General features: G+C 51.5%; 8 protein-coding genes. 6 read left to right on the plus strand and 2 right to left on the minus strand.

The genetic code is table 11. The features are described from left to right. Positions 1-97 precede the first annotated feature (97 nt). Complete coding sequence (gene rcsC / locus WHR59_RS07620) at positions 98-2944, plus strand: two-component system sensor histidine kinase RcsC (RefSeq protein ID WP_199994362.1); 2847 nt, start codon at positions 98-100, stop codon at positions 2942-2944. Positions 2945-3056: 112 nt separating this feature from the next. On the opposite strand, the gene rcsB is transcribed toward rcsC, so the two are convergent. Continuing rightward, positions 3057-3707: a response regulator transcription factor RcsB gene (gene rcsB, locus WHR59_RS07625; RefSeq protein WP_003027592.1), complete on the minus strand. Its 651-nt coding sequence runs from the start codon at positions 3705-3707 to the stop codon at positions 3057-3059. Positions 3708-3723: 16 nt separating this feature from the next. After that, a complete protein-coding gene (gene rcsD, locus WHR59_RS07630; RefSeq protein ID WP_043017014.1) occupies positions 3724-6393 on the minus strand; it encodes a phosphotransferase RcsD in 2670 nt (889 codons plus the stop codon). A 739-nt stretch (positions 6394-7132) separates the two neighbouring features. Here rcsD and WHR59_RS07635 point away from each other — a divergent pair. From WHR59_RS07635 to WHR59_RS07655, 5 genes are all read left to right on the plus strand, one after another. Beyond that, positions 7133-8257: a porin OmpC gene (locus tag WHR59_RS07635; protein WP_043017013.1), complete on the plus strand. Its 1125-nt coding sequence runs from the start codon at positions 7133-7135 to the stop codon at positions 8255-8257. 115 nt (positions 8258-8372) lie between these two features. Continuing rightward, the gene (gene apbE, locus WHR59_RS07640; protein WP_043017012.1) at positions 8373-9425 is read left to right on the plus strand and encodes an FAD:protein FMN transferase ApbE; all 1053 of its coding nucleotides are present in this window, start codon (positions 8373-8375) and stop codon (positions 9423-9425) included. A 79-nt stretch (positions 9426-9504) separates the two neighbouring features. After that, entirely contained in the window at positions 9505-10569 is a 1065-nt protein-coding gene (gene ada / locus WHR59_RS07645; protein WP_087052503.1) for a bifunctional DNA-binding transcriptional regulator/O6-methylguanine-DNA methyltransferase Ada, read from the plus strand. Continuing rightward, positions 10569-11219 carry a DNA oxidative demethylase AlkB gene (alkB, locus tag WHR59_RS07650; RefSeq protein WP_043017010.1) on the plus strand — a complete coding sequence of 217 codons (651 nt, stop codon included), beginning with the start codon at positions 10569-10571 and terminating at the stop codon, positions 11217-11219. The genes ada and alkB overlap by 1 nt, the downstream gene beginning before the upstream one ends. A 75-nt stretch (positions 11220-11294) precedes the next feature. Continuing rightward, complete coding sequence (locus tag WHR59_RS07655) at positions 11295-12938, plus strand: multidrug ABC transporter permease/ATP-binding protein (protein WP_338843782.1); 1644 nt, start codon at positions 11295-11297, stop codon at positions 12936-12938. Position 12939 lies beyond the last annotated feature (1 nt).

The raw sequence follows: 12939 nt of genomic DNA on the forward strand, positions 1-12939 counted from the left end.
AGAAATCCGGCCCTTTTTTTAATGGCATTGCGACAAAAGACATTTACCGCTACCTTAACCACACTCTATTAATGCCCTGAGGCGGAGCTTCGCCCCTTTGAAATACCTTGCTTCCGTTCATTCAACGCTAAAAGTCTCACGCTACCTGTTCAGGGCCCTGGCGCTCCTGATCTGGTTTTTAATTGCGTTCGCCTCCGTTTTCTACATCGTGAATGCGCTGCACCAGAGAGAATCTGAGATCCATCAGGAGCTTAACCTCAGCTCCGATCAGGCCCAACGTTACATTCAGCGCACCTCTGATGTAATTAAAGAGCTGAAATATATCGCTGAGAATCGTTTAACGGCGGAAAACGGCGTGATGTCGTTGCGGTCGCGGGATGATAAAACCGTTGTGCCAAACTTTGAGCCGCTGTTTGCCGACTCCGACTGCTCGGTGATGGGCAACGCCTGGCGGGGATCGCTGGAATCGCTGGCGTGGTTTATGCGCTACTGGCGCGACAACTTTTCCGCCGCCTATGATTTGAATCGCGTGTTCCTGATCGGCAGCGACAACCTTTGTATGGCTAATTTCGGCCTGCGTGATATGCCGGTTGAACGTGACGAGGCGCTGAAGGCGCTACACGAGCGCATTATTAAGTATCGCAATGCTACGCAAGACGAAAACGGCAACAACTTGTTCTGGATCAGCCAGGGGCCGCGTCCGGGCGTGGGGTATTTCTATGCGCTGACGCCGGTTTATCTCGCCAATCGTCTGCAAGCGCTGCTCGGCGTCGAACAACCTATTCGTATGGAAAACTTCTTCACGCCTGGCAGTTTGCCAATGGGCGTGACCATTCTTGATGAAAATGGTCATGCGCTCATTTCGCTCACCGGCCCTGAGGGCAATATTAAGGCTGAACCACGCTGGATGCAGGAGCGCTCCTGGTTTGGTTATACCCCAGGTTTTCGCGATCTGGTGTTGAAGAAAAACCTGCCCCCTTCATCGCTGAGCATTGTGTATTCCGTACCGGTCGACCTGGTGCTGGAGCGGATCCGCATGATGATCCTGAACGCGATCCTACTGAATGTGCTGGTTGGTGCGGCGTTATTTATGCTCACGCGTATGTATGAGCGACGTATTTTTATTCCGGCGGAAAGCGATGCTCAGCGCCTGGAAGAGCACGAGCAGTTTAACCGTAAAATCGTGGCTTCCGCGCCGGTTGGTATTTGTATTCTGCGTACGATAGATGGCATTAACATCCTGAGTAATGAGCTGGCGCACACCTATCTCAACATGCTGACGCATGAAGACCGGCAGCGGTTGACGCAAATTATCTGCGGCCAGCAGGTCAATTTTGTCGATGTACTGACCAGTAACAATACCAATCTGCAAATCAGCTTTGTGCACTCGCGCTATCGTAATGAAAACGTAGCGATTTGCGTGCTGGTTGACGTCAGCGCGCGCGTAAAAATGGAAGAGTCGTTGCAGGAGATGGCGCAGGCGGCGGAGCAGGCGAGCCAGTCCAAATCGATGTTCCTTGCGACGGTGAGCCACGAGCTGCGTACGCCGCTGTACGGTATTATCGGTAACCTCGATTTGTTGCAAACCAAAGAGTTACCCAACGGGGTGGATCGCCTGGTGACGGCGATGAACAACTCTTCCAGCCTGCTGTTGAAAATTATCAGCGATATTCTCGATTTCTCGAAAATTGAATCTGAACAGCTGAAGATTGAACCGCGCGAGTTTTCACCGCGTGAAGTCATGAATCATATTACGGCTAACTATCTGCCGCTGGTGGTCCGCAAGCAACTGGGCTTGTACTGCTTTATCGACCCAAATGTACCGGTGGCGCTCAATGGCGACCCGATGCGTTTACAGCAGGTAATTTCCAATCTGTTGAGTAATGCTATCAAGTTTACCGATACCGGCTGCATTGTGCTGCACGTGCAGTGTAACGGCGACTATCTCAGTATTCGCGTACGTGATACCGGAGTCGGGATCCCTGCCAAAGAGGTCGTCCGGTTGTTCGATCCTTTCTTCCAGGTGGGAACCGGCGTCCAGCGTAATTTCCAGGGAACCGGACTTGGTTTGGCTATCTGTGAAAAACTGATCAGCATGATGGATGGAGACATTTCCGTCGATTCTGAACCGGGAATGGGGAGTCAGTTTATGCTGCGTATTCCGCTTTATGGCGCGCAGTATCCACTGAATAAAGGTATCGATGGGCTTGTCAGCAAGCGTTGCTGGCTGGCGGTGCGTAACGCGTCGCTGTATCAGTTTGTTGAATCCAGCCTGACGCGTAACGGGATGACAGTGCTGCGTTATGAGGGGCAACAACCGGATGCGGATGACCTGCTAATTGCTGACGATGTGCTGGACCAGGCATGGCAGGGACGCGCCGCGGTGATTTTCTGCCGCCGTCATATCGGTATTCCACTGGAAAGAGTGCCTGGGGAGTGGGTGCACAGCGTGGCATCACCTCACGAGCTGCCTGCGCTGCTGGCGCATATCTACAGCGTTGAGCTGAACAGTGAAGAGCTTTCCACTGCACTACCAGCCCCGGATAAAGTAGGGGCAACGAACGATGACATGATGATTCTGGTGGTCGACGATCATCCGATCAATCGACGTTTACTGGCCGATCAGTTGGGATCGTTGGGATACCAGTGTAAAACCGCGAATGACGGCGTGGATGCACTCAATGTACTGAGTAAAAACCATATCGACATCGTACTGAGCGACGTCAACATGCCGAACATGGATGGTTATCGTCTGACGCAGCGTATTCGCCAGCTAGGGTTAACGCTGCCGGTTGTCGGCGTGACGGCCAACGCGCTGGCCGAAGAGAAGCAGCGTTGTCTTGAGTCAGGTATGGATAGCTGTCTGTCTAAGCCAGTGACGTTGGACGTATTGAAGCAAACGCTGACGGTCTATGCGGAAAGGGTGAGGAAGGCGCGGGAATAACAGATGCCGGATGGCGGCGTTTGCCTTATCCGGCCTACGGAACACGCACCACGCAGTGTCATTCGTAGGCCTGATAAACGGCGTGCCATCAGGCACTTTTGTGCTAAAAGAATTACTCTTTGTCTGAGGGACTCAGCGTTACGGAAGAGAGGTAATTCAACAGGGCGATATCGTTTTCCACACCGAGTTTCATCATTGCCGACTTTTTCTGGCTGCTGATGGTTTTAATACTGCGGTTGAGTTTTTTCGCGATTTCAGTAACCAGGAAACCTTCGGCAAACAGACGCAGAACTTCACTCTCTTTCGGAGACAGACGTTTGTCACCGTAGCCGCTGGCGCTGATTTTTTCCAGCAGACGAGAAACGCTTTCCGGGGTGAATTTCTTACCTTTCTGCAGAGCGGCAAGCGCTTTCGGCAGATCGGTTGGCGCACCTTGCTTCAGGACAATCCCTTCAATATCAAGATCCAGTACCGCGCTCAGGATTGCCGGGTTATTGTTCATAGTCAGAACGATAATCGACAGGCTCGGGAAATGGCGCTTGATATACTTAATTAACGTGATCCCGTCACCGTATTTATCTCCCGGCATTGAGAGGTCGGTAATCAACACATGAGCATCTAACTTAGGCAAATTGTTGATCAGTGCAGTGGAGTCTTCAAATTCGCCGACAACGTTTACCCACTCGATTTGCTCAAGTGATTTACGAATACCGAACAGTACAATCGGGTGGTCATCGGCAATAATTACGTTCATAGTGTTCATGTATTGGGCTACCTTGCTACAGCAAGCTCTTGACGTAATCGTCAATGTCGCTGATGTATTTTTCTATACCTGGAGCATCTTTCTCTTGAATAAGATGTTCCAGCGCTTCACATAACTGCTTGCCGGGTACCAGATTAAGCATGGCAAACACGCCTTTCAGGCGATGGGCCGTTTGGGCTAACGCAGCGAAATCGCTGGTTGCTGCCTCAGTATACAACCTCTTAACATCATCCGGTACTGTGTCTACAAAGAGTGCATAGTAACCACTGGCATGAAGTTCGGCGTTTTCATCTCCGCCGAGGGGGAGTTCCTGGATCTCTTCTTGTGCCAGCTGCTCTTCTATCAGCTCGAGGACAGCTTCCTGCATAGCATTGCTCATATTAAAGTTGACGCGCAGCTGGCCAGGGCCAATTTTCCGCACGCCAGACTCATCATCGCTTAAAAGAAGGCCTGAGGCAGTAAGATTAGACGGATTATCTGTTAAAAAGAGATCATATTCTTGACTATTCAACCGTTCATCTGGCGTGATGCAGGTTGCGCCCCAGTTCTCCAGCTGACGTAATACAATGCTGCGTACGTCATTAGAAGTGACATCAACCATTATGCAGACGTCATCTAACAAACGTTCTTCACTTTCAGCATGTTGATCGTGCAGCGGCATTTTAACATGGACTATATAACGTGTTCCAAGTTCTTCCCGCGCTTTAATGTTCAGGTGTCCGCCCAGCTTGCGGGCGAGCTGATCGCATAACCAGAACGCCAGCGGGTTGGCCTTGCCATATCGATCGCCCTGCGTGTCATTGATGAACGGGAAATGCAGGTTATCGACTTCATTCAACGTGACGCCTTCTCCGGTATCCAGAATGCGGAAGGTCAGGCGTTCAGCCTCCGACTCATCCTGGTCGACTTCCAGCGTGATTTTGCCGATTTGCGTGGTGGTTACCGCATATTGGATTAACAGCAGCAAAATACGGCGCAGGGCATCACGGTCGCCGCGGCGTTCATCATGGGCGCTCAGGTGATTTTTAATCAGCAGTTGCAGCCCTTTACGTTTGATAGCGGGCAGAACCTCAGGAACCACATCATCAATTAACGCCTGCACGGAAAATAGCGTCGATTCCCCTTTCCAGGCGTCGCTTTCCAGCAGGTTGGCCAACTGGATTTCATCTACCATACGCACCAGAACGTCTGCCTGATTTGCCAGTTTCTGGCTGTCAGGGCTATTAAGGGCGGCGGCATTAGCGGCCAGGGTTTTAGCCGGGTCTTTCAGTGCGCTGCCGATATTCTGCATAAAGGCGGCGCGGGCCTGCTGGTTTTTCTCATACAGTCGCTGCGCTTGCTTCAGCTTTTTATTCACCAGCACTTCTCGATCCTGGTCACGAATAATAAAGATCTGCGTTCTTGATGAGATCTGACTGCGAAATAGCCTGATTTCATACAGTTCATTATTGATGGTGGCCTGAATCACCCCCTGATGCTGCTCCGCCATGCTGGTAATGTTTTGCAGATTTAAATGCGGCAGCAGGTGGTCGGCAATTTTATTGCTGATAACCGTGCGGTTTGCTTCTTGATCGTGCACCAGCAAGCCCAGCGGCAGCAGAGAGACAATCTCTTCGTTGATCGCGCGCAGAACGCGCAATTCATTATTGGCCGCAAGGTTTGGCGCCACTTCGGTGGAACGGGCAGGGAGGTGGCGAAAGGTGGTATAGCCAAACAGCGCCAGGGCCAGCAACGCAATGTTAAGTAACAGCGGTAGCAAAATGCTTTGCAATGTATCGAGCAGCAATGAACCAAACGGAACCTGCCACACCAGGCGCATATCCGTTGAATTTAGTGCCGAAGAGATCTCAATTTTACTGTTGTTGAAATTAATGCTGACGCTGTCAGGCGACTCTTTTTCATTCAGGTGCTCGGTCGTGGACGTGGCGTCAGGTTCGAGATGGAAGCTATCCAGCGGCATGCCGGGCGGGATCAAGTCATTAATCGGCAGGTCAAAGGCGACAACCGTTGCCAGATGTCCTGGTTGATTAAAGGTCGTGCGTAGCGTGAAGTAATGTCCGTTCTGCCAGGCCAGCCGGCGCAGTGAAGAGAAGCTTTCGCGTTCATCCAGCGCATTGGCCTGCTGTAGCATTTCCGCGCGCCGTGAATCGACAATATTACCAATCGTCGATTCTTTAAATCCAGAAGTCAGATCTTTTAGCGGCAACGTTGAGATAAGGATCAGGCTATTGTCCTGGCCATTCAGGTAATACATAGACCACGGAACATTTTCCGCGCCCCATAGCGTATCCAGATAGCTTGAGATGCGTTGGGTCATCTCCAGCGTCGAACTATCATGCGAGCCGAAAATCAGCGCCTCGGTCTTTCTACGCGGCTTCTCAAGATAGTAGACGTCTTGTTTCAGACGCGTTTCCTGTAGTCCTTCAGCACCCGACGAACTGGCTGAGGCGGCAATATTGTCATAGATTTGCCAGGTCACGTATCGCCAGGTATCGACCCTTTTATGAATGGCGTGGGTGATATCAACAATCTGATAGCTCTTATCCTTTAACCAGGTGTTGACGGCGCTTTGGACCATAACGCCCATCATCACCAACAGCACAACGATCAGTAATAAGAAGAAACGGGTAATACTTCCCGGTAGCAGGGAGAATCGGGTAGAAGCCGTTGTGTCAGACTGACTCATTCGTGTTTATGACCTGTTAAACGACGCCAAAGATGAAGGGGCAGTATAAAGGGTAATGTATGAATTGCCACACTTACACCACGCCGCATGGCCCGCATTTTTCCGCCCCTCATTTTGTTGCAGCCATCATGATGCAAAGGTGTACAGTGGATAAAAGCGAGTACAAATATTTGTACGGAATGTATACATTTAGCATTAAATAACAAGAAATTATTAATCAGATTTATATCTGGATACGACTCTATGAGATAGTTAATAGTCGTTATGGTTTTTCATCGGTAGCACAGAACGGTAGGTTTTGTGTAAAGAAGAGTAAAAAAAAACCGAACGCGAAGCATTCGGTTGAAATAGGGGTAAACAGACATTCATGAATGAATGACGGTAATAAATAAAGTTAATGATGATAGCGAGTCTATTTTAGTTGCGAGTGAAGATTTTGTTTTGTCATTCAGTGCTATAACTAATTACATTATAAATTGCTGATTTTTAATTAAATTTCAATAATTCTTGATTATTTGTGCTTATTTTTCCTGTTTTTTGAATTTTAAAAAGTTCCCTCTTATTAACATTTAGAAACACCTATGTGGATAAATGAAACACCTTAAAAGTTTTAGTATCATATTCGTGTTGGATTATTCTGTGTTTTTGCGGAGAATGAAGTTGCCGACTGGTTAATGACCTTAATCAGTATGCAGTGGCATAAAAAAGCAATAAAGGCATATAACAGAGGGTTAATAACATGAAAGTTAAAGTACTGTCCCTCCTGGTACCAGCACTGCTGGTAGCAGGCGCAGCAAATGCGGCTGAAATTTATAACAAAGACGGCAACAAATTAGACCTGTACGGCAAAGTCGACGGTCTGCACTATTTCTCCGACAACAAAGGTGATGATGGTGACAAGACTTACATGCGTATCGGCTTCAAAGGCGAAACCCAGGTTAACGACCAACTGACCGGTTACGGCCAGTGGGAATACCAGATTCAAGGCAATCAGAGTGAATCCAGCAACGACGCCTGGACGCGTGTGGCATTCGCAGGTCTGAAATTCGCTGATGCAGGTTCTTTCGACTACGGTCGTAACTACGGTGTAACTTATGATGTAACGTCCTGGACCGACGTCCTGCCAGAATTCGGCGGTGATACCTACGGTGCGGACAACTTCATGCAGCAGCGTGGTAACGGTTATGCGACCTACCGTAACACAGATTTCTTTGGCCTGGTTGATGGTCTGAACTTTGCCCTGCAGTACCAGGGTAAAAATGGCAGCGTAAGCGGTGAAAACGAAGCTGGTCGTAGCCTGCTGACCCAGAATGGCGATGGTTACGGCGGCTCCCTGACTTACGATCTCGGCTCTGGCTTTGGTATTGGTGGTGCGATCACTACCTCTAAACGTACCGCTGATCAGAATGCTCTTGGCGTGTACGGTAACGGTGACCGTGCAACGGTTTATACCGGTGGTCTGAAATACGACGCTAACAACGTTTACCTGGCCGCACAGTACTCCCAGTCCTATAACGCAACCCGTTTCGGTACCTCTAACGGTAGCAACCGCACTGCTGCATATGGCTTCGCAGATAAAGCTCAGAACTTTGAAGTTGTGGCACAGTACCAGTTCGATTTCGGTCTGCGTCCTTCCGTGGCTTACCTGCAGTCAAAAGGCAAAGACATCAGCAATGGCTTCACCAACTACGGTGACCAGGATATCGTGAAATACGTTGATGTTGGCGCGACTTACTACTTCAACAAAAACATGTCTACCTATGTTGATTACAAAATCAACCTGCTGGATGACAATGCGTTTACCCAGGCAGCAGGTATTGCTACCGATGATATCGTAGCACTGGGTCTGGTTTACCAGTTCTAATCTGCGCTCATGTCGTTAAAAGGCCCTGCGGGGCCTTTTTTAATGCCGTTTTTTCGTCGTACAAACAACGATTTTTGGTGTACTCTTGCGCCCGTTCGCATGAGGATAATTACGTATGGAAGTGAATTTTTATCGCGCAGCGTTACTGGCTGTGACGATCTTTTTAGTCGGGTGCGATGAGGCCCCGAAACCCGCTCAGACCACGACACCTGCCACCGTTCTGGAAGGTAAAACGATGGGCACTTTCTGGCGGGTCAGTGCGGTGGGCGTAGATGCCAAACGCGTCGGGGAACTGCAGGCGAAGATCCAGACTCAGTTGGATGCCGACGATCAACTTCTCTCTACCTATAAAAATGATTCTGCGTTGATGCGCTTTAACCTGTCGACAAGCCTGTCGCCATGGCCGGTTAATGATGCCATGGCAGATATCGTGACTTCGGCGCTGCGCATTGGCGCAAAAACCGATGGGGCCATGGATATTACCGTGGGACCGTTGGTCAATCTGTGGGGATTTGGCCCGGATAAGCAACCGGTGCATATTCCCACTCAGGCGCAAATTGACGCAGCCAAAGCGCAAACCGGGCTTTCACATCTGAAGGTTGTTAATGAGGCTCATCGGAACTATCTGCAAAAAGATTTGCCCGAGTTGTATGTGGATCTCTCGACCGTTGGTGAAGGTTATGCCGCCGATCATCTGGCACGATTAATGGAGCAGGAAGGGATCGCCCGTTATCTGGTTTCCGTTGGCGGCGCGCTGAACAGCCGCGGTATGAATGCAGAAGGGAATCCGTGGCGAGTCGCGATTCAGAAGCCTACCGATCGTGAAAACGCGGTGCAGGCGATTGTCGACATTAACGGGCATGGCATTAGTACCTCCGGCAGCTACCGTAACTATTATGAGCTGGATGGTAAGCGCCTTTCCCATGTTATCGATCCTCAAACCGGTCGTCCGATTGAACACAACCTGGTGTCCGTGACGGTGATTGCCCCAACGGCGCTGGAGGCTGACGGCTGGGATACCGGATTGATGGTCCTCGGCCCGCAAAAGGCCAAAGAGGTGGTACGTCGTGAAGGTCTGGCGGTCTATATGATTATGAAAGAGGGTGAGGGGTTTAAAACCTGGATGTCGCCGCAGTTCAAAAGCTTTCTGGTCAGCGAGAAAAATTAAAAAGCAAGATTGCGGGTTTTTGTATCCGCCTATGGGGACACACTGAGGCTAAGCGCTATGCTTAACAAAGGAGTCCATAATGAAAAATCGTTTACGCGTAACTGATGATGACCGCTGGCAGTCCGTTTTGGCTCGTGACGCCGACGCTGACGGCCAGTTTGTTTTCGCCGTCCAGACTACCGGCATTTTCTGCCGTCCGTCCTGTCGGGCGAAACATGCGCTACGCAAAAATGTCAGTTTCTTTGCCGATGCCAGGCAGGCGCTGGCCGCCGGTTTTCGTCCCTGTAAACGTTGCCAGCCAGATAAAGACAGCGCACAGCAGCATCGGCTGGAGAAAATAGCCCGCGCCTGCCAGTTGCTGGAGCAGGAACCCCCCCTTACGCTGGACGAACTGGCGCGGCAGGTGGCAATGAGCCCCTATCACTTACATCGCTTGTTCAAAGCTACGACAGGCATGACCCCGAAAGCGTGGCAGCAGTCCTGGCGTGCCCGCCGTCTGCGCGATGCCCTGGCAAAAGGCGATCCGGTAACGCAGGCGATTCTCAACGCCGGATTCCCCGACAGCAGCAGCTACTACCGACAAGCGGATCAGGCGCTAGGCATGACCGCAAAACAATTTCGTAAAGGCGGCGACAACGTTTCTGTACGCTATACCCTTGCAAATTGCTCCCTGGGTCGTTGTCTGGTGGCGGAAAGCGAGCGGGGTATCTGTGCGATCTTACTTGGTGATGATGATACGGCGTTGGTTGCGGATCTGCATGAGCTGTTTCCCGCTGCGCAGGATGTTCCTGCAGATGCCGATTTTCAGCAGCGCGTGCGCGAAGTGATCGCCGCGATCAATTCGCGTGACGCGTCGCTATCGCTGCCCCTGGATATCCGGGGCACCGCATTTCAGCAGCAGGTGTGGCAGGCGCTGCGCACAATTCCATGCGGCGAAACGATGAGCTACCAGCAACTGGCCAGCGCTATCGGTAAACCGAAGGCGGTACGCGCGGTGGCCAGTGCCTGTGGGGCCAACAAACTGGCGATTGTTATCCCGTGTCACCGGGTTATTCGCGGCGACGGGGCGCTTTCGGGCTACCGGTGGGGCATTGCGCGCAAGGCGCAGTTACTGCAACGTGAAACTACTGGCGAGGAAACATAATGCTCGATCTCTTTGCGGATGCTAAACCCTGGCAGGAGCCGCTGGCTTCAGGTGCGGTTATTCTGCGACGTTTCGCTTTTGATTCCGCGCCCCCTTTGCTGCAGGCGATTGCGGCTGTCGCCAGACAGTCGCCTTTTCGCCAGATGGTGACGCCCGGCGGTTACACGATGTCGGTGGCGATGACCAACTGTGGTCGTCTGGGGTGGACGACGGATCAGCATGGCTATCTTTATTCTCCGTTTGATCCACTCACCGGCGCGCACTGGCCGCCGCTGCCGGACGCATTTGCTGACTTGTGCCAACAGGCGGCGACGGCGGCGGGCTATGCTGATTTTCAACCCGATGCCTGCCTGATTAACCGCTACACGCCAGGGGCAAAACTGTCTTTACATCAGGATAAAGACGAGCCTGACCTGCGGGCGCCGATTGTCTCGGTGTCGCTGGGGCTGCCGGCCATCTTTCAATTTGGCGGATTGCGCCGTAATGATCCCTTAAAGCGTTTGCTGCTGGAACATGGCGATGTCGTGGTGTGGGGCGGTAATTCGCGGTTGTTTTATCATGGGATCCAGCCGCTTAAAACGGGGTATCATCCGTTGACCGGAGACTGTCGCTACAATCTGACGTTTCGCCAGGCGGGTAAAAAAGAATAAAAATAAGAATTATTATTGCTGTCAGCGAAGAGATGTTTAAACTGCGGGCTGTTATTACTTGTCCGGGTTGTGTGCATGGAACTTTTACTTCTTGTCTGGCGGCAGTATCGCTGGCCATTTATCAGCGTTATGGCGCTCAGCCTCGCCAGCGCCGCGTTGGGAATTGGGCTGATTGCGTTTATCAACCAGCGCCTGATTGAAACGGTCGACACCACGCTGTTGGTGCTGCCGGAGTTTCTTGGCCTGCTGCTGCTATTGATGGTTGTCACTCTCGGCTCTCAGCTGGCGTTGACCACGCTTGGCCACCACTTTGTCTACCGACTGCGTAGCGAATTTATCAAACGTATTCTGGATACCCACGTCGAGCGTATAGAACAGCTTGGTAGTGCCTCGTTACTGGCCGGTTTAACCAGCGATATTCGCAATATCACCATCGCCTTTGTTCGTCTGCCTGAACTGGTGCAGGGAATTATCCTGACCGTCGGGTCGGCGGCGTATCTGGCGATGCTGTCGACCAAAATGCTGCTGGTGACGGCAATCTGGATGGCAATTACCATCTGGGGCGGATTTGTACTGGTGGCGCGAGTGTATAAACACATGGCCACCCTACGTGAAACAGAAGACAAGTTGTACAACGATTATCAGACGGTGCTGGAAGGGCGCAAAGAGCTGACGCTCAACCGCGAGCGCGCCGAGCATATCTTTAATCAGATGTACGTCCCGGATGCCAAAGAGTACCGTCATCATATTATCCGTGCCGATACTTTCCACCTGAGCGCGGTTAACTGGTCGAACATCATGATGCTGGGCGCCATTGGCCTGGTGTTCTGGATGGCCAACAGTCTGGGCTGGGCGGATACCGCCGTGGCGGCGACCTATTCTCTGACACTGTTATTCCTGCGTACGCCGCTGCTCTCTGCCGTTGGCGCACTGCCGACGCTGCTCACCGCGCAGGTGGCGTTCAACAAGCTGAATAAATTCGCACTGGCACCTTTTAAAGCAGAGTTCCCGCGTCCAACCGCATTTCCTAATTGGCAAACGCTGGAGCTACGTAACGTGGTTTTCCATTATCAGGACAACGCATTTTCCGTAGGGCCGGTGAATCTGACTATTCATCGTGGTGAACTGATCTTTCTGATTGGCGGTAACGGTAGTGGGAAATCTACGCTGGCGATGTTACTGACCGGACTATACCAGCCGCAGTCAGGTAAGATTTTGCTTGATGGTAAGGCCGTTGCCGTTGAAAAGCCGGAGGATTATCGCAAGCTGTTCTCCGCCGTGTTTACCGACGTCTGGCTGTTCGACAAACTGCTGGGGCCGGAAGGTAAAGAGGCTAATCCGCAGCTGGTTGCGAAGTGGCTGGAACATCTGAAGATGGGTCACAAGCTGGAGCTGAGCGATGGCCGTATCCTCAATCTGAAGCTGTCGAAAGGGCAGAAGAAACGCGTGGCGCTGCTGCTGGCCCTGGCGGAGGAGCGCGACATCATTCTGCTGGACGAATGGGCCGCCGATCAGGATCCTCATTTCCGCCGGGAGTTTTATCAGGTCCTGCTACCGCTGATGCAGGAAATGGGTAAAACCATCTTCGCCATTAGTCATGACGATCACTACTTTATTCATGCCGATCGCCTGCTGGAAATGCGCAACGGACAGTTGAGTGAACTGCTGGGCGATGAGCGTGATGCTGCCTCTCGTGACGCGGTGGCGCGCACGGCATGAT

The sequence above is a fragment of the Citrobacter europaeus genome, from assembly GCF_037482245.1.
Taxonomy (GTDB): Bacteria; Pseudomonadota; Gammaproteobacteria; order Enterobacterales; family Enterobacteriaceae; genus Citrobacter; species Citrobacter europaeus.